15 protein-coding genes are annotated in these 16983 nt (G+C 66.7%); 2 read left to right on the top strand and 13 right to left on the bottom strand.

Features of this window, described 5'->3' with window-relative positions; all coding sequences use genetic code 11:
* Window positions 1–7 precede the first annotated feature (7 nt).
* The 3 genes from N4261_RS03365 to fba all read right to left on the bottom strand — a co-directional run bounded on the left by N4261_RS03365 (window position 8) and on the right by fba (window position 2554).
* Window positions 8–904, bottom strand: coding sequence for a phosphoribosylaminoimidazolesuccinocarboxamide synthase (locus N4261_RS03365; RefSeq protein WP_261758810.1), 897 nt, complete (start codon window positions 902–904; stop codon window positions 8–10).
* A gap of 79 nt (window positions 905–983) precedes the next feature.
* Window positions 984–1454: a gamma-glutamylcyclotransferase family protein gene (locus N4261_RS03360; protein WP_261758809.1), complete on the bottom strand. Its 471-nt coding sequence runs from the start codon at window positions 1452–1454 to the stop codon at window positions 984–986.
* A 35-nt stretch (window positions 1455–1489) separates the two neighbouring features.
* Window positions 1490–2554: a class II fructose-bisphosphate aldolase gene (gene fba, locus N4261_RS03355; protein ID WP_261758808.1), complete on the bottom strand. Its 1065-nt coding sequence runs from the start codon at window positions 2552–2554 to the stop codon at window positions 1490–1492.
* Between the two features lie 489 nt (window positions 2555–3043).
* Here fba and N4261_RS03350 point away from each other — a divergent pair, with 489 nt between their 5' ends.
* Window positions 3044–4063: an STAS-like domain-containing protein gene (locus N4261_RS03350; protein ID WP_261758807.1), complete on the top strand. Its 1020-nt coding sequence runs from the start codon at window positions 3044–3046 to the stop codon at window positions 4061–4063.
* 27 nt (window positions 4064–4090) lie between these two features.
* Here N4261_RS03350 and pyk read toward each other — a convergent pair whose 3' ends face one another.
* The 10 genes from pyk to def form a co-directional block, all read right to left on the bottom strand.
* Window positions 4091–5521, bottom strand: a complete 1431-nt coding sequence (gene pyk / locus N4261_RS03345) for a pyruvate kinase (RefSeq protein ID WP_261758806.1) — start codon at window positions 5519–5521, stop codon at window positions 4091–4093.
* 610 nt (window positions 5522–6131) lie between these two features.
* Window positions 6132–8450: an NADP-dependent malic enzyme gene (locus tag N4261_RS03340; protein WP_261758805.1), complete on the bottom strand. Its 2319-nt coding sequence runs from the start codon at window positions 8448–8450 to the stop codon at window positions 6132–6134.
* Between the two features lie 299 nt (window positions 8451–8749).
* Window positions 8750–9943: a phosphoglycerate kinase gene (locus N4261_RS03335; RefSeq protein WP_261758804.1), complete on the bottom strand. Its 1194-nt coding sequence runs from the start codon at window positions 9941–9943 to the stop codon at window positions 8750–8752.
* A 224-nt stretch (window positions 9944–10167) separates the two neighbouring features.
* The gene (locus tag N4261_RS03330; protein ID WP_261758803.1) at window positions 10168–10497 is read right to left on the bottom strand and encodes an AzlD domain-containing protein; all 330 of its coding nucleotides are present in this window, start codon (window positions 10495–10497) and stop codon (window positions 10168–10170) included.
* 16 nt (window positions 10498–10513) lie between these two features.
* Complete coding sequence (locus N4261_RS03325; RefSeq protein ID WP_261758802.1) at window positions 10514–11254, bottom strand: AzlC family ABC transporter permease; 741 nt, start codon at window positions 11252–11254, stop codon at window positions 10514–10516.
* A 189-nt stretch (window positions 11255–11443) separates the two neighbouring features.
* Window positions 11444–12205, bottom strand: a complete 762-nt coding sequence (locus N4261_RS03320) for a head GIN domain-containing protein (RefSeq protein WP_261758801.1) — start codon at window positions 12203–12205, stop codon at window positions 11444–11446.
* 119 nt (window positions 12206–12324) lie between these two features.
* Complete coding sequence (locus N4261_RS03315) at window positions 12325–12843, bottom strand: hypothetical protein (protein WP_261758800.1); 519 nt, start codon at window positions 12841–12843, stop codon at window positions 12325–12327.
* A gap of 84 nt (window positions 12844–12927) precedes the next feature.
* Window positions 12928–13773 carry a zinc metalloprotease HtpX gene (gene htpX, locus N4261_RS03310; RefSeq protein WP_261758799.1) on the bottom strand — a complete coding sequence of 282 codons (846 nt, stop codon included), beginning with the start codon at window positions 13771–13773 and terminating at the stop codon, window positions 12928–12930.
* A 282-nt stretch (window positions 13774–14055) separates the two neighbouring features.
* Entirely contained in the window at window positions 14056–15012 is a 957-nt protein-coding gene (fmt, locus tag N4261_RS03305; RefSeq protein ID WP_261760595.1) for a methionyl-tRNA formyltransferase, read from the bottom strand.
* Window positions 15013–15047: 35 nt separating this feature from the next.
* Entirely contained in the window at window positions 15048–15563 is a 516-nt protein-coding gene (def, locus tag N4261_RS03300) for a peptide deformylase (RefSeq protein WP_261758798.1), read from the bottom strand.
* 210 nt (window positions 15564–15773) lie between these two features.
* Between def and N4261_RS03295 the strand changes: the two genes are divergently transcribed.
* A complete protein-coding gene (locus N4261_RS03295) occupies window positions 15774–16925 on the top strand; it encodes a LysM peptidoglycan-binding domain-containing protein (RefSeq protein WP_261758797.1) in 1152 nt (383 codons plus the stop codon).
* Window positions 16926–16983: the final 58 nt, after the last annotated feature.

The raw sequence follows: 16983 nt of genomic DNA, 5'->3' as shown, positions 1-16983 counted from the left end.
GCCGGTCTCAGCGGGTGAGGCGCTCAAGCGCTTCCTGGTACTTGCTCGCCGTGTTGGCGATCACCTCGGCCGGCAGCGTCGGCGGCGGCGCGACCTTGCCCCAGGGCTGGCCGTTGACCGTGGCCTGCTCCAGCCAGTCGCGCAGGAACTGCTTGTCATAGCTCGGCGGATTGCCGCCGACGGCATAGCTCTGGGCGGGCCAGTAGCGCGAGGAATCGGGCGTGAGCACCTCGTCCATCAGGGTCAGGGTGCCGTCGGCATCGAGACCGAATTCGAACTTGGTGTCCGCAATGATGATGCCCTTGGTCAGCGCGTAATCGGCCGCCCGTTGGTAGAGCTGGATCGAGATGTCGCGCACCCGCTCCGCCAGCTCGCGGCCGATGATCTGGACGCAGCGATCGAAATCGATGTTCTCGTCATGGTCGCCCATTTCGGCCTTGGTGGCGGGCGTGAAGATCGGCTGCGGCAGCTTGCTCGCGTTCTGCAGGCCGGCCGGCAGCGCCACGCCGCAGACCTGGCCGGAGGCCTTGTATTCGGACCAGCCGCTGCCGGCCAGGTAGCCGCGCACCACGGCTTCGATCGGCAGGGGTTTCAGCCGCTTGACCAGCATCGCGCGGCCACGCACCTGGTCCTGTTCGGCCTCGGTGACCACCGACAGCGGATCGTCGCCGGTGAGGTGGTTGGGGACGATGCCGTCGAGCTTGTCGAACCAGAACAGCGCCATCTGGGTCAGCAGCGCGCCCTTGCCCGGAATCGGCTCGTTCATGATGACGTCGAACGCCGAGATCCGGTCCGACGCGATCATCAGGATCCGGTCCTCGCCCACCGCATAGTTCTCACGCACCTTGCCGCGCGCAATGAGGGGAAGAGAGCTGATCGAGGAGGTGTGCAGAGCGGCGGTCATGAGCGGACGGCGCGTAGCCGATGGGGCGGGAAAGCGCGGATTTTAGAGGCGTCCCGCGACAGTGCCGCGACGATGTCCCTCAGCCTCGCTCGACCGACCCGTCACCCGTTCCCGCTGGACCGTCCGCCCCCGCGCCAAAGCCGACATAGCTGGCGATGAAGCGGGCCTTGCCTTCGCGCTCGAAGCGTTGCTCGTCCCAGGCGCCCGCACCCAACTGATGGCGCCACGCTTCCCGATAGACATAGGTCCAGGCCCGCAGCCAACGGCCATCGGGCACGGTGACCAGGACTTCGCGCCGCTCATAGGTCTGGCCCTCGAAGGCGTCCAGCCGCGGCCAAGCCGCATCGGGCAGATCGAGATAGAGCCGGCCATGCACCTCGTGGCCATCGGCCGGCACCATGCCGGGATAGTCCTGTCCCAGGACCGGATGGCGGACATGGTCGGCAAGCGTCGCGGGCAGCGGCGCTCGCTCGGCCAGGGACGGGGCGCCGCAGACGCGAGCCATGATGTCGGCCCACATCAGCGAGCCGTAGGTGAAGGCATGCGCCATGCGCCGGCCGCCCCCGTCCCGTCCGTCGTCAGGACTTACTGGACGACCTGGGCCAACTCACCGTTGGCATAGGCCTTGGCAGTGTCGACCAGCGAGCGCGCCTTGATCTTGCCGGCCTGGCCTTCGCAGTTGAACTCGATGTAGCGCTGCTTGCAGATCAGCATGGCGGCTTCGCGGGCTGGCTTCAGCCATTCGCGGGCATCGAATTTCTCCGGGTTCTCGGCCAGGAACTTGCGCACCGCGCCGGTCATGGCCAGGCGGATGTCGGTGTCGATGTTGATCTTGCGGACGCCATACTTGATGGCTTCCTGGATCTCCTCGACCGGCACGCCGTAGGTTTCCTTCATGTTGCCGCCGTACTGGCGGATGACTTCCAGCAACTCCTGCGGCACCGACGACGAACCATGCATCACCAGATGGGTGTTGGGAATGCGGGCGTGGATTTCCTTGACGCGGCTGATGGCCAGGATGTCGCCGGTGGGCTTGCGGGTGAACTTGTAGGCGCCGTGGCTGGTGCCGATGGCGATGGCCAGCGCGTCCAGGCCGGTGGCCTTGACGAACTGCGCCGCCTCTTCCGGATCGGTCAGCAGCGAGGCATGGTCGAGCACGCCTTCGGCGCCGATGCCGTCCTCTTCACCGGCCAGGCCGGTTTCCAGCGAGCCCAGGCAGCCCAGTTCGCCTTCGACCGTCACGCCGACCTTGTGGGCCAGTTGCACCACCTGGCGGGTGACGTCGATGTTGTAGTCAAACGAGGCGGGGGTCTTGCCGTCGGGCATCAGCGAGCCGTCCATCATCACCGAGCTGAAGCCCAGGTCGATCGCGCCCTGGCAGATCGCCGGGGTCTGGCCGTGATCCTGGTGCATCACCAGCGGGATGTGCGGATAGGCTTCCACCGCGGCCTGGATCAGGTGCTTGATGAAGGCTTCGCCGGCATATTTGCGGGCACCGGCGCTGGCTTGCAGGATGACCGGCGCATTGACCGCGTCCGCGGCAGCCATCACGGCCTGCACCTGCTCAAGGTTGTTGACGTTGAACGCCGGAATGCCATAGCCGTGTTCGGCGGCATGGTCCAGCAGTTGGCGCATCGAAACGAGTGCCATGTGAGATCTCCGAGGAAGTGAAAAATCCTGGGCCGCGGACCGACGCTGAAACCTCGCCGTAACCACGCCGTAACTGCGGCAGATTCTAGCCAGCCGGGATGACCGCACCTGTAACGACACCCAAACCGGTGGCCCTTCGGAACGCCGGACTCCCCCACTCGCGGGTCTGTTCGGTTGCGCACATTGGGAGGTGACCGGTACGCTGTTGTACCAGCGCGCCCAGGCGCTTGACCGGGTCGATTGCCGATGAGCCTTCTGCAACGCTCCAGGCGGCTCAGCAAACTTTGTGCCTTGGTCGGCCGGTTGGCGCGCCTTTCGCCCGGCGCGGGACCGGGCGCGTCCCTCGGATCCGTCTCGCGGAATAGAAGTCGGCGATGATCGTTTTGTCGGTGACGGTAGGACCGCCACCGTGACGACCCGGTTCGATCGTTCTCGCTGGCCGGGTCGCCGTCCCGAGGGCGGCCAGCGTCCAGGTTCACCAGGAGTGCCATGACCCGTCTTGCGATCGACCAGCTCACGCTCTGGATCACTGCCGCTGCCAACGAGCATGCGCTGGATCTGGCCTCGCATGTCGAGGAGCGCACAGGTGCGAGTCACCGCGCCGCGCTCGCAGCCCTGCGCCGTCTGGTGGACGCCGGTTGGCTCACCCGCAGCGGCACCGCACGGCGCCCGATCTACGGCCCGGGCAGCTTGCGGCAGGTGGTGCGGAGCTACACGCTGCACCAATTGCAGGAGGATGTGGCCTGGCAACGGGACTTCGCGCCCCATCTTGCGCTGCCCCGTCATGTGCAGCGCATGGTGCAGCACGGCTTCACCGAGCTGGTGAACAACGCCATCGATCACAGCGGCGGCACCAGCGTCACGGTGTCGCTGCGCCAGACCCCCAGCCATGCCCAACTGCTGGTGTCGGACGACGGCTGCGGCGTCTTCGAGAAGATCTGCGACACCTATGAGCTCACCGACGCCCAGCATGCGATGCTGGAATTGAGCAAGGGCCGGCTGACCACCCAACCCCAGGCGCACACCGGCCGCGGCTTGTTCTTCAGCTCGCAGCTGGCGGATGTGTTCGACATCCACGCCAACGGCAAGGCCTTCCAGCGCCGCGCCTGGGAGGGCAATGCCTGGGCCGCCGGCCGCGGACTGCCGCGCCAGGGCAGCTCGATCTATATGGCGGTGGCGCTGTCCAGCACCCGCACCCTGGAACAGGTGCTGGGTCAGTGGAGCGTGGACGGCAGCGGCATCGCCTTCGACCAGACCCGGGTGATGCTCAACCTGGTGGTGGGCCCGGGGCAGATGCTGGATTCGCGCGCACAGGCGCGGCGCGTGGCGGCCCGGCTGCCGCAGTTCAAGCGCGCGGAGGTGGACTTCACCGGCGTCGAAGACGTGGGCCATGCCTTTGCGGACGAGCTGTTCCGGGTCTTCGCCCGGGCGCATCAGCAGGTGGAATTGGTGCCGCTCAACATGACACCGCGCGTGGCCGCGCTGGTGAGCGCGGCACGCGCGAGCTGACCCCGCCGCCTGGCGCGGGGCCTGGGGTCAGGCGACGCGGCAGACCTTCAGCATGTTGGTGCCGCCCGGATAGCCCATCGGCTCGCCGCAGGTGATGGCGTAGGTGTCGCCGGGCATCAGCACGCCGCGGTCGATCAGCAGCTGTTCGGCCGCACGAAGCGCCTGGTCGCGGTCATCGAAGTTGGGCATCAGCAACGGCGTGACGTTGCGATAGAGCGCCATCTTCCGATCGGTCAGCACCTGCGAGGTCAGCGCATAGATCGGCACATGGATGCGATGGCGGCTCATCCACAGCGCGGTCGATCCGGACTCGGTCAGTGCCACGATCGCCTTGCAGCCCAGGTGGTGGGCGGTGAACAAGGCGCCCATGGCGATCGACTGGTCGATGCGGCCGAACTGGCGGTTGGCGAAGTCAGTGTCCAGGGTCACGAACTCGGCGTTCTCGGCCTCCAGCGCGATCGCGGCCATCTGCTCGATGGTCTCGACCGGGAAGCGGCCGGCGGCGGTCTCGGCGCTGAGCATCACGGCGTCGGTGCCGTCCAGGACCGCATTGGCCACATCCGACACTTCGGCGCGGGTCGGCACCGGGTTGGTGATCATCGACTCCATCATCTGCGTGGCGGTGATGCTGAGCTTGTCGAGCTCACGGGCCATGCGGATCATGCGCTTTTGCAGCGCGGGCACCGCCGCGTTGCCGACTTCCACCGCCAGGTCGCCGCGGGCGACCATGATGCCGTCCGACGCCTTGAGGATGGCCTCCAGATGCGGGATCGCTTCATAGCGCTCGATCTTGGCGATCATGCCGGGCTTGTGGCGATAGGGCTCGCCGGCGACGTTGGCCAGTTGGCGGGCCATTTCCATGTCGGTGGCGTTCTTGGGGAAGCTCACCGCCAGGTATTCGCACTGGAAGGACATCGCCGTCTTGATGTCCTCCATGTCCTTGCCGGTCAAGGCCGGTGCGGTCAGGCCGCCGCCCTGCTTGTTGATGCCCTTGTTGTTGGACAGCTCGCCGCCTTGCTTGACGATGGTGTGCACCTGGGTGCCGCGCACCGATTCGACGGTCAGCACCAGCAGGCCGTCGTTGAGCAGCAGGGTGTCGCCGGGCTTCACATCGCGCGGCAGTTCCTTGTAGTCCAGGCCCACGCAGGTCTCGTTGCCCGGCTCGGTGCGGGCGGCATCGAGGATGAACGGCGTGCCGTTGATCAGCTCGATCTTGCCGTTCTCGAACTTGCCGACGCGGATCTTCGGCCCCTGCAGGTCGGCCATGATGGCCACCTGCTTGCCGGCACGGGCGGCGGCTTCACGCACCATGCGGGCTCGATCGATGTGGTCCTGCGCCTTGCCGTGCGAGAAGTTCAATCGCACCACATCGACGCCGGCCTGGATCATCCGCTCCAGCACCTCGGGCGACGAGGAAGCAGGACCGAGGGTGGCGACGATCTTGGTGGCACGGGACATGGTTTTGTCTCTGTCTGAAATTTAGTTACAGCGGGCGATTATGAAGCGGCAATCCCCGATCCGGGGAGTTTCGACAGGTTACCGCTGAGTTTCCAACGGCGTCAGCAGCCCGGTCGCAATGGCCTTGTCTGCACTGCGACATCTGTCGCCGCGCTGGATCGGCGGGATCGGTTCACAGTGCCTCATTCCGAGGCAGACCAACTGTTTCACTGGTGTGACAAGGACTTGCAGCATCCGCGCCCATGGTGCCAACAGACTTGTCCACAGAGGACGGGGACATCCCAGATATCCACAGAAGGCCATGGGGTCGACGCCACACCTCGTCACAAGCCGACCACTGCGCCAAGCGCCAAGCGCCAAGCGCCAAGCGCCAAGCGCCAAGCGGCTGGCGGCTGGCGGCTGGCGGCTGGCGGCTGGCGGCAGTGTCGGCAGTCGGCTGGCCGGTCGATGTCGATGTCGATGGCGGTGGCGGTGGCGGTGGCGACGGGGTGGCAGCCAGGTGCGCCTCGGCATCACGTCAATGACAAAGGCCCCGGGCCTGACTGAGTGGACTCAGTCAAAACCGGGGCCTTGGTCGGGGCCAGAGTACTGCGGGTCGCGCAGCCGAGATTCAGCCCTTGGCGGCCTGCACGTCGGCGACCGCCAGCGCGGTCATGTTGACGATGCGACGCACCGTCGCGGACGGGGTCAGGATGTGCACCGGGCGGGCGGCGCCCAGCAGGATGGGGCCGACCGTCACGCCCTGACCACTCACCACCTTCAGCACATTGAAGAGGATGTTGGCGGCGTCCAGCGTCGGCAGCACCAGCAGGTTGGCCGAACCCTTGAGCGTCGAATCCGGCAGGAAGGTGCCGCGCACGTCTTCGGACAGGGCCGCGTCACCGTGCATTTCGCCGTCGCATTCGATGTCGGGATGGCGGGCGGCGAACAGGTCGCGGGCCTGGCGCATCTTGATCGCCGACGGCCGCTTGCTGCTGCCGAACATCGAGTGCGACAGGAAGGCGACCTTGGGCGGCAGGCCGAAGCGCTGCAGTTCCTCGGCGGCCTGGGCGGCGATCTCTGCGAGTTGCTCGGCAGTCGGGTCGTCGTTGACGAAGGTGTCGGCGATGAACAGGGTGCGCTGCTCCAGCATCAGCGCATTCATCGTCGCGAAGTTGGAGACGCCGCCCTTGAGGCCGATCAGGTCGTTGACATGCTCCAGGTGCGAATCGAAGCGGCCGACCATGCCGCAGATCATCGCGTCGGCATCGCCGAGCTGGATCGCAAGCGCACCGATGGTGGTGTTGGAACGACGCACCGCGGCCTTGGCCATTTCCGGCGTGAAGCCGCGGCGTCCCATCGCCTGGTGATAGGCCTCCCAGTATTGGCGGAAGCGCGGATCGTTCTCGGGGTCGATGACCTCGGCATCCTGACCCAGCTTCAGGCGCAGGCCGGCGCGTTGAATGCGCATGGCGATGACCTCGGGGCGGCCGATCAGCGTCGGCTTGGCCAGGCCTTCGTCCAGCGCGACCTGCACCGCGCGCAGCACGCGCTCATCCTCGCCCTCGGCATAGATCACGCGCGCCGGATTGGCCTTGGCGGCGGCAAAGACCGGGCGCATGAACATGCCGGTCTGGTAGACGAAGCGCGAGAGGTGGTCGCGGTAGGCGGCCATGTCGGCGATCGGGCGGGTGGCGACCCCGGAAGCCTCGGCAGCCTTGGCCACGGCCGGGGCGATGCGCAGGATCAGCCGGTTGTCGAAGGGCTTGGGGATAAGGTAGTCCGGGCCGAAGGCCAGGTCTTGCCCCGGATAGGCGGCGGCCACTTCCGGCGGGGTTTCGGCCTTGGCCAGCGCGGCGATCTCGCGCACGCAGGCCAGCTTCATCGCCTCGGTGATCTTGGTGGCGCCGCAATCGAGCGCGCCGCGGAAGATGTAGGGGAAGCACAGGACGTTGTTGACCTGGTTCGGATAGTCCGAACGGCCGGTGGCGACGATCGCATCGGGGCGGGCCTGCTTGGCCAGCTCCGGGCGAATCTCCGGCTCCGGATTCGCCAGCGCCAGGATGATGGGCTGCCGGGCCATGGACGACACCATCTCGACCGACAGCACGCCGGCGGCGGAGCAGCCGAGGAAGACATCGGCATCCTTCACCACATCGGCCAGGGTGCGGGCCTGGGTGTTCTGGCAATAGCGGCGCTTGGACTCGTCGAGCTTGGCGGCGTCGGCGCGTTCGCTGTGGATGACGCCCTTGGAGTCGCAGACGAACACGTTCTCACGCTTCACACCCAGGCCGACCATCACGTCCAGGCAGGCGATCGCGGCCGCGCCGGCGCCCGACACCGCCAGCTTCACGCTGCCGATGTCCTTGCCCACCAGCTCCAGTCCGTTGAGCAGCGCGGCGCTGGAGATGATGGCGGTGCCGTGCTGGTCGTCGTGGAAGACGGGAATGTTCATGCGGGCGCTGAGCTGCTTCTCGATGTAGAAGCACTCCGGCGCCTTGATGTCCTCCAGGTTGATGCCGCCCAGCGTGGGCTCCATCGCGGCGATGATCTCGACCAGCTTGTCGGGATCGCGCTCGGCCAGCTCGATGTCGAACACATCGATGCCGGCGAATTTCTTGAACAGGCAGCCCTTGCCTTCCATCACCGGCTTGGCGGCCAGCGGGCCGATGTCGCCCAGGCCCAGCACGGCGGTGCCGTTGGTGACCACGCCGACCAGGTTGCCGCGGGAGGTGTATTCGGCTGCGAGGGTGGGATCCTTCTCGATGTCCAGGCAGGGATAGGCCACGCCCGGGGAGTAGGCCAGCGACAGGTCGCGCTGATTGGCCAGCGGTTTGGTCGGAGTGACGGCGATCTTGCCGCGCGTCGGGAAGCGGTGATAGTCCAGCGCCGCTTCACGCAGTGCGGCTTCGGCGGGGCTGAGGCCGAGGCCGTCGTTCTTGTCAGTCATGCGGTTCTCCGTCGCGGGTCGATCGCGCTTCAAAGGATCCAGGAAAGGGGCGCAAAGCTTAATCCCAGTCGCGTGGCGTGGCGATGCAATCCGGTTTAACTCGCATGCAAAGATGGCCATCGAACGGGCGCGGGGCGTAGCGGTGTCAACGCCATTCGCACGTCGACCGTCCTGCCGCGGAAGTGACGCGCTTCCCGAAGGCAGCCGCCGCGTTGACCGCAGGCAGGGCGACGTCGCCAAGAAAAAACGCGCCAGCCGGCGCGTTTTTCAGTGGCGGCGCAAGGCGCCGAGCGGTGGACTCAACCCGCCGCGCGCTTGGCCAGGATCTCGAACGCCGGCAGGGTCTTGCCTTCCAGCACTTCCAGGAACGCGCCGCCGCCGGTGGAGATGTAGCCGACTTGATCTTCGATGCCGTACTTGGCGATCGCGGCCAGGGTGTCGCCACCGCCGGCGATCGAGAACGCGTCCGACGCGGCAATGGCGCGGGCAATCGTCTCGGTGCCGTGCGCGAAGGCGTCGAACTCGAACACGCCGACCGGGCCGTTCCACACAATGGTGCCGGCAGCCTTGAGCTGGTCGGCCAGCAGCGCGGCCGTCTGGGGGCCGATGTCCAGGATCAGGTCGTCGTCAGCCACGTCGGTGGCGGCCTTGACCGTCGCGGGTGCGTCAGCAGCGAAGGTCTTGGCGGTCACCACATCGACCGGGATCGGCACCGCAGCGCCACGGGCCTTCATCGATTCGATCACCGCTTTGGCCTCGCCGATCAGATCCGGTTCCGCCAGCGACTTGCCGATGTTCAGACCCGCCGCCAGCATGAAGGTGTTGGCGATGCCGCCGCCCACGATCAAGCCATCCACATTCTTGGACAGCGACTGCAGGATGGTCAGCTTGGTCGAGACCTTGGAGCCGGCGACGATGGCCACCAGCGGACGCTTCGGATTGGCCAGCGCCTTGCTGATCGCGTCAATCTCTGCCGCCAGCAACGGGCCGGCGCAGGCGATCTTGGCGAACTGGGCAATGCCGTAGGTCGAGGCCTCGGCCCGGTGGGCCGTGCCGAAGGCGTCGTGCACGAAGATGTCGCACAGGGCGGCCATCTTCTTCGACAAGGTCTCGTCGTTCTTCTTCTCGCCCTTGTTGACGCGGCAGTTCTCGAGCAGCACGACCTGACCCGGCTGCACCGTCACACCGTCCACCCAGTTCGCGATCAGCGGCACCTCGCGACCCAGCAACTCGCCCAGACGCCGGGCGACCGGTGCCAGCGAATCCGCCGGCTTGAATTCGCCCTCGGTCGGACGGCCCAGGTGGGAGGTGACCATCACCGCCGCGCCCGCCTTCAGGGCCATCTCGATGGCAGGAATCGACGCCCGCACACGGGTGTCTTCGGTGATCTGGCCGGCATCGTTGAGCGGCACGTTGAGGTCGGCGCGGATGAAGACGCGCTGGTTGGCGACCTTGCCAGCTTCGATCAGGTCGGCGAAACGCAAGACGTTCATGGAGAGGAACTCGGGTAGTTGAAAACCGGGGCACCGCAACAGTGTCAGTCCGGCGATCGACACAAGGCGATCATCGGGACATCTTCACGGCGAATCGCGCGAAGCTTACCAAGCCCGGCCGACTCGTCTGCGGGCGGGCGGAACGTACCGGTGACGAAACCCGTCCGCGTCGCCCGAACGGGGGGCGGCGGACGAGAGCACAACGGATCTGCCCCTGCGTTCCCTCACCAGCCCAGCCCCAGCCGCAGCGCGAGCATCACCGCCGTGCCGCTGACGATGGTGCCGAGGATGCCGCGCTTCCAAAAGAAGTAGGCGGTGCCGACGGCCGTGGCGTACAGCCGCGGGTCGCGCCAGGTGTCGATAAGCTGGCCCTGGGTCATGACAATCTCCGGCACGATCACGGCCGCCAGAGCGGCCAGCGGGGCATAGCGCAGCCCGTCGCGGATCCAGTCCGGCAACGGGATTTCCTTCTCCGGGATCATGAAGAAACTTCGGGTCACGAGCGTGATCACGGCCATCCCGAGAATGCCGAGGATCGCTTCCCACAAGCTCATGGCTGTCCGCTCCTCATCAAGACCGCCCGCCAGCCGAAGCACCGTGGGTCGGCGGCAGCCAGCGCTCCATCATCAGGCCCACCGCGACCGCTGCGGCAATGGCCACCAGGATGTTGAGCCGCAGCGGCAACGCATAGGCGGCCACCGCCGCACAGCCGGCCACCGCGCCGGAGACCCAGCTGTTGCGGTCCTTCAGCAGCGAATAGCTCAGACCCAGAAGCGCCAGCACGCCGGCGAATCCCAGCCCCCAGTGGGTGGGAATGCGGTCTGCGAGCAAGATGCCGGTGATGGCGGGCACCTGCCAGGCGAACCAGTTGATCGAGACGCCGCCCCAGAAGTACGGGACCTGGTTGGCGGGGTCGGGCTTCATGTCGGGGAAACGCTTGAGGAAGGCGACATAGTTGAGATCGGCCGCGAAGTAGCCGATCAACAACCGATGCCACCGAGGCAGTGGCTCGAAATACAGGCGCCACTGCGCGCTGAAGATCACAAACCGCAGGTTCACGCAGAAGGAGGTGGCCCAGAGCACCCACAGCGGTGCGCCGCTGGCCAGCAGCGGCAGGGAGGCCAACTGGGAACTGCCGGCGAAGACCACCAGGCTCATCAGCAGCGACAGGCCCACGCCCAGACCGCTCTTGACCATGGCCACGCCGGTGACCAGGCCCCATGCGGAAATGCCGAGCGTGATGCCCAGCATGTCGCGCGCACCGCGCCTGAATTCGGGATGGCGCGTGAGCGCCGCAAGTCCTGCCGCCATGGCGCGATTGTCAGGCCTGCGCCAGAAAGCCAAACGCCCCTCGCCCGCGTACGCGGTGAGGGGCGTCCACCATTCGCCCGAGGTCCTCCGGCTGAGCTGGCGGCGACGGCCGGTGGGATCGTCGCGGCTCCGGACCGTCCATATGCAGCCTGCGCCACCTGCGCGTGCGACTGCACCGGACAGAGGTCATCAGTCCTTGAGCTTGCGAACCCGGCCGGAACCGGCGTTGGACATGCTGATCTCCGGATTGCCCATATAGCCCACATCGCCGGAACCCGCGATGCTGACGTTCAGCCGCTTGGCGGCCTGCACCGACACGTCCCCGCTGCCGGCGATGCTGACCTTGGCCTCGTCCACCACCAGGCCACGGGCGCGGACATCCCCGCTCCCGGCCACGCTGACGGACAGGCTGTTCGCCTTGCCGCTGGCCACGATGTCCCCGCTGCCCGAGACCCGCAGACCGACGCGTTCAGCATCGAGTCCGTTGATGCGGATGTCGCCGCTGCCGGCGATGCTGGCATCGACCGGACCGGCGGTCTTCATCGGCTCGACCGAGATCTCACCCGAGCCCGCAATCGAGAGGCCGCGCAACTGGCGCATCTCCAGGAAGATCACCGGCGTGGTGCTGGCGCTGAGCTGGAAGCCGCGCTTGGAATTGATTTCCAGCGTGCGGCCCTTGCTGCCTTCGCTGACCTTGGTTTCCAGGTAAGGCAGCAAATTGCGGTCGGCCTTGATCTCGACCTTGTCCGTGGTGCCCTGGCGCACCACCACCTTGAAGCTGCCGGACAGGCCGACGGCGTCGAAGGCACCGACGTCACGGCTCTCGGTGGTGACATCGCCGCCACCCTCGATGCGTTGCGAACCGCCGAAACTCCAGGACCAGGCGTGTGCGGAGCCCACGGCGGCCACGCTGATCAGGGAAGCGGCAAGGAAGCGGCGAATGTTGTTCATTTGGCGATCTCCAATTGACTGGAATGATCGCATCATCGACCGACCGCCTGCGCCGAGCGAGCCCCGGACGACGAACTGCATCGGCGAGGGACTCAACTGCACAAGGACCGGATCGGCGCTCAGCGCCCCGTCTTGCCCGAACTCTTGGTGGGGTTGGCGGGTTCCTCGTCGGCCTCGGACGCGGGCTCTGAGGGCTTTCCGGCGTTCGGATTGGCCACCAGCGGGCGCGTGCCTTCGAGCTTGTTCTCGCGCATGTATTCGTCCATCTCCCGCCAACCTTCGTAGACGGCCGCCTTCTGCGCCTTGGGATTGAGGGCGTAACAGTCTTCGATCGCACGCAGGGCGTTGCGGCAGGCGCCGCCGATGGCCTTGGAATCCGCCTCCTTGGCGGCGGCGATCTTGGCCGGGTCCTCGATGCCGAGCTGATCACAGCCCGACAGCAACGCAGCGCCGGCCAGCAAGCCCGGCCGCCAGGCGCGGGCGACCGAGCGATACATCGCTCGGGCCAGCCGGCCAGCGGGCAAGATCGAGGGCAAGAGCGGGGAACGGGGCGAAAAAGCCTTCATGCTGTCCTTATCGGCCGCTGGGCGGAACGCTTTAATGACGTTCACGACGCCAACGGTCCCGAGCCCAGACATTCGCCGCATTCTTGCTCAGGACGGACGGCATTCGCCAATGGCGCCAGCCAGCGCCCGCGCAGGACGTTCCGCGCGGGCGACGCCTCAGCGGCGCACCATCGCCATCAATCGGGCGACGCGTTCCTCGGTCGACGGGTGGGTGCTGAACAGGCCGCGGATGCCGCCGCCGGACAGCGGGTTCATGATCATCATCTGGGCGGTTTCCGGATGACGTTCGGTGGTCTCCAGCGGAATGCCCTGAGCGGCGCGATGGATCTTGTTCAGCGCGGCGGCCAGCGCCTCGGGGTCGCCGGAGATCTCGGCACCGCCGCGGTCGGCTTCGAATTCGCGGGCCCGGCTGATGGCCATCTGGATCAGGCTGGCGGCAATCGGCGCCAGGATGGCCACCAACAGGCCGACCAGCGGATTGGCCGGACGGCCTTCGCTGTCACGGCCGCTGAAGAACATCGCGAAGTTGGCCAGCATCGAGATCGCACCGGCCATGGTGGCGCTGATGGTCGAGATCAGGATGTCGCGATGCTTCACATGCGCCAGCTCATGCGCCATGACGCCGCGCAGCTCGCGTTCGGACAGCACCCGCAGGATGCCGGTCGTGGCGGCCACGGCCGCATTCTCGGGATTGCGACCGGTGGCGAAGGCGTTGGGCGCGTCCTCCTGGATCAGGTAGACCTTCGGCATCGGCAGTTGCGCGCGATCAGCCAGCTCCTTGACCATACGGTAGAACTGCGGCGCGCTGCGCTCATCCACCTCCTGGGCGTTGTACATCTTCAGCACCAGCTTGTCGGAGAACCAGTAGCTGAAGAAATTCATGCCCAGCGCCACCACCAGCGCAATCAGCATGCCCTGCTGGCCGCCGACCATTCCGCCGATCGCCATGAACAGTGCGGTGATGGCGGCCATCAGGACGGCGGTCTTCATCAGATTGAACATGGTCATTACTCCTCGGGGAAATCGTCGAATCACGGCCGGAACCTTCCGGCATGCAGAAAGAACGGTACACCGTTCAGCATCATCAGGTGACGCCAAGACCCAGCACTTCAAGTCGGTTGCACCTGCGCTTCAGACAGTTCTAAGCGAAGTGAACTGGCCGCCTGCTTGGGTGGGGCGATGGGCCTCGGCGCGCGGCGCCGCAGCGCCAGCGGTCCCAGGGACCGGCATCGACCCGCCCCTCCGCGCAGACGGTACAGCAACCAGCGCGGCGAGCGGCCGCGCTCAGTAGAAGCGCTCACCCACACGCAGGGGCCGTGCCTGCTGGAACGCCGAAGCGGCCAATCGCTTGCCGCCGGCGCGTTGCAGTTCGGTCAGCCGGACTGTCCCTTGTCCACAGGCCACCACCGGCCCTTGGGTGTCCACGCTGACAATCGTGCCGGGTTCAGCAGCGACATCTGCCGGCTCGACCACCTCGGCGCGCCAGACCTTGACGGTTTCCGCCTCGAGCTGCGTCGCCCCACCGGGGAAGGGGTCAAAGGCGCGCAAACGCCGGGCAATCTGCTCGGCGCTTTCCTCCCAGCGGATCTGGCTCTCGGCCTTGTCGATCTTGTGGGCGTAGCACACGCCATCGTCCGGCTGACGACGCGGCTTCAAGCCGCCACCGCCCGCCAGCTCCAAGGCCTCCACGATCATGCGCCCGCCGAGCGCTGCCAGCCGGTCATGCAGCGAGGCGGTGGTGTCGACCGAGGTGATGGACAGGCGTTCAATCAGCAGCATGTCGCCGGTGTCCAGGCCCTCGTCCATCTGCATGATGGTGATGCCGGTGTCGGTGTCGCCCGCCTCGATCGCACGATGGATCGGCGCCGCACCGCGCCAGCGCGGCAGCAGCGAGGCATGGATATTCAGGCAACCCAGGCGCGGCAGTTGCAGCACCCAGGCCGGCAGGATCAGGCCGTAGGCGGCCACCACCAGCACGTCCAGCTTCGCGGCGACCAGCGCATCGCGGCCGGTAGCGGCCTCCTCCGGAAACTTGCCGTCCAGACGCAGGCTGCGAGGCTGCGCCACCTCGATGCCGTGGGTCAGTGCCAGTTGCTTGACGGGCGACGCCTGCAACTTCATACCGCGACCGGCCGGGCGGTCCGGCTGGCTCAGCACCAGGGGCACGGTGAAACCGGCGTCGATCAGCGCCTGCAGCGCAACAGCCGCAAATTCGGGCGTGCCGGCGAAACCGACCCGCAGGCTGCGGCCGGTCGCTGCGAGGGTGGGGCTCACCATCAGCGGGCCTTGGCGTCGTCGCGGGCCCGCTTCACCAGCTTGGTCTTGATGCGCTCGCGCTTGAGCGGGCTGAGGTATTCCACGAAGACCTTGCCCATGAGATGGTCCATCTCGTGCTGCACGCAGACCGCCAGCAGGCCTTCGGCATCGAACTGGTAGGTGTGGCCATCGCGGTCCAGGGCCTGGACGGTCACCTTGGCATGACGGAGCACCTTGTCGTAGACGGTCGGGACCGACAGGCAGCCCTCCTCGCCTTCGATCATCTCCTCGCTGGTGGCGACGAGCTCCGGATTCACCAGCACCAGCGGCTGATCGCGATTTTCCGAGACATCCATCACGAGCACACGCTCATGCACATCCACCTGGGTGGCGGCCAGGCCGACGCCTTCGGCGTCATACATGGTCTCGAGCATGTCGTCCGTGAGTCGGCGGATGCGGTCGTCGACAGCGGCAACCGGCTTGGCCACGGTGTGCAGACGGGGATCGGGGTATCGAAGAATGTTCAGTTTCGCCATGGTGGGGACGCGTGGCCTGTGGACGGCACACAACGCCTGTTTGTAAGGGCTTGCAAGCGGGGGCGGCTTCCTTCATTGCGGGTACCCCTGAATCTGGGCAGAATCGCCGCCAGCGACGCCGGATTTTCGCTGATTTGGTTGAACTGCGGCTCGCACGCACAAGCGCCATTGGCCACGAGGGGCCTTCATCCCGGCGCAGGAGAACAAGTAATGACGCAACGGCAGCCGCTGGGCTTGACGACCACTTTTGCTGCCCTGTTGGTGGGAGCGCTTTGCAGCGGCCCCCTCCTGGCAGCCGGGAACTATCCGATCACGCCGCAGCAGCGCCAGACCGCGCAGCAGGTCGCCCAGACGGGCGTCCCGCTGTCCGAGCTGTCGCCCAACGCACCGGATACCTACACCGTGAAGCGCGGCGACACGCTGTGGGACATCTCGGGCGTGTTCCTGCGCACGCAATGGCGCTGGCCCGAACTGTGGGGCATGAACACCGACCAGATCCGCAACCCGCACCTGATCTATCCGGGGCAGGTGCTGGTGCTGGTCAAGAGCGACGGCCGCGCCCGGCTGCAGCTCGGCCGTGACGTCGGCGGCAAAGCCGGCGACACGGTGAAGCTGTCGCCCCGGGTGCGTGCTTCCGGCCTGGATGAAGGCGCCATCGCCTCCATTCCGCAACACCTGATCGAGCCCTTCCTGAACGAGGCGATTGTCCTCAACACGAATGAGCTGGATTCGGCACCCCGCGTCTTCGCCGCCCAGGAAAACCGGGTGTGGATGACCAAGGGCGACCTGGCCTATGCCCGCGGCAACTTCGGTCCGGAGACGGAATACCGGGTGTTCCGCCAGGCCAAGCCGCTGATCGACCCCGAAACCAAGCAGATCCTCGGCTACGAAGCGCCCTACGTCGGCACCGCCGCGCTGGTGCGCCCGGGCAGCGGCAGCGGCAAGGACGAGGTCCCGACCACGCTGACCATCACCCTGAACCGCCAGGAAGTCGGCCTGGGCGATCGGCTCTCGCCGGTGCCGCCGCGCACGTTCAACAACTACGTGCCGCATGCGCCGTCGGGTCCGGTCGAAGGTCGAATCGTGTCGGTGTACGGCGATGCGATCACGGCCGGCCAAAACCAGATCGTCGCCCTGAACCGCGGCGCCCAGGACGGCATGGAGCGTGGCCATGTGCTGGCGCTGTGGCGCGCGGGCCGACTGGTGCGCGACACCACGGTGGCTAAGCCCGACCAGGTCCGGCTGCCGGATGAGCGTCATGGCACGCTGTTCGTGTTCCAGGTCTTCGATCGCGTGTCCTATGCGCTGATCCTGACGGTCCAGGAACCGGTGACCGCAGGCGACCGCTTCACCCAGCCCTGAAGGCGCTGAACGAACGATTGCGCTGACGCTCCCGCTCAGACACGGCCCGCAGTCCCAG

It is taken from the genome of Roseateles amylovorans, assembly GCF_025398155.2.
GTDB lineage: Bacteria > Pseudomonadota > Gammaproteobacteria > Burkholderiales > Burkholderiaceae_C > Roseateles > Roseateles amylovorans.
The sequence above is the reverse complement of the archived record's forward strand: the minus strand, read 5'-3'. Positions and strand labels throughout refer to the sequence as shown.

Bases quoted from the DNA above. Each gene is read 5' to 3' on its own strand.
- fba (WP_261758808.1), bottom strand. From the start codon at position 2,554: ATGGCACTCGTTTCGATGCGCCAACTGCTGGACCATGCCGCCGAACAC.
- N4261_RS03350 (WP_261758807.1), top strand. From the start codon at position 3,044: ATGACCCGTCTTGCGATCGACCAGCTCACGCTCTGGATCACTGCCGCT.
- N4261_RS03340 (WP_261758805.1), bottom strand. From the start codon at position 8,450: ATGACTGACAAGAACGACGGCCTCGGCCTCAGCCCCGCCGAAGCCGCA.
- N4261_RS03320 (WP_261758801.1), bottom strand. From the start codon at position 12,205: ATGAACAACATTCGCCGCTTCCTTGCCGCTTCCCTGATCAGCGTGGCC.
- N4261_RS03335 (WP_261758804.1), bottom strand. From the start codon at position 9,943: ATGAACGTCTTGCGTTTCGCCGACCTGATCGAAGCTGGCAAGGTCGCC.
- htpX (WP_261758799.1), bottom strand. From the start codon at position 13,773: ATGTTCAATCTGATGAAGACCGCCGTCCTGATGGCCGCCATCACCGCA.
- def (WP_261758798.1), bottom strand. From the start codon at position 15,563: ATGGCGAAACTGAACATTCTTCGATACCCCGATCCCCGTCTGCACACC.
- N4261_RS03365 (WP_261758810.1), bottom strand. From the start codon at position 904: ATGACCGCCGCTCTGCACACCTCCTCGATCAGCTCTCTTCCCCTCATT.
- N4261_RS03315 (WP_261758800.1), bottom strand. From the start codon at position 12,843: ATGTCTGGGCTCGGGACCGTTGGCGTCGTGAACGTCATTAAAGCGTTC.
- N4261_RS03295 (WP_261758797.1), top strand. From the start codon at position 15,774: ATGACGCAACGGCAGCCGCTGGGCTTGACGACCACTTTTGCTGCCCTG.
- pyk (WP_261758806.1), bottom strand. From the start codon at position 5,521: ATGTCCCGTGCCACCAAGATCGTCGCCACCCTCGGTCCTGCTTCCTCG.
- N4261_RS03360 (WP_261758809.1), bottom strand. From the start codon at position 1,454: ATGGCGCATGCCTTCACCTACGGCTCGCTGATGTGGGCCGACATCATG.
- N4261_RS03330 (WP_261758803.1), bottom strand. From the start codon at position 10,497: ATGAGCTTGTGGGAAGCGATCCTCGGCATTCTCGGGATGGCCGTGATC.
- N4261_RS03325 (WP_261758802.1), bottom strand. From the start codon at position 11,254: ATGGCGGCAGGACTTGCGGCGCTCACGCGCCATCCCGAATTCAGGCGC.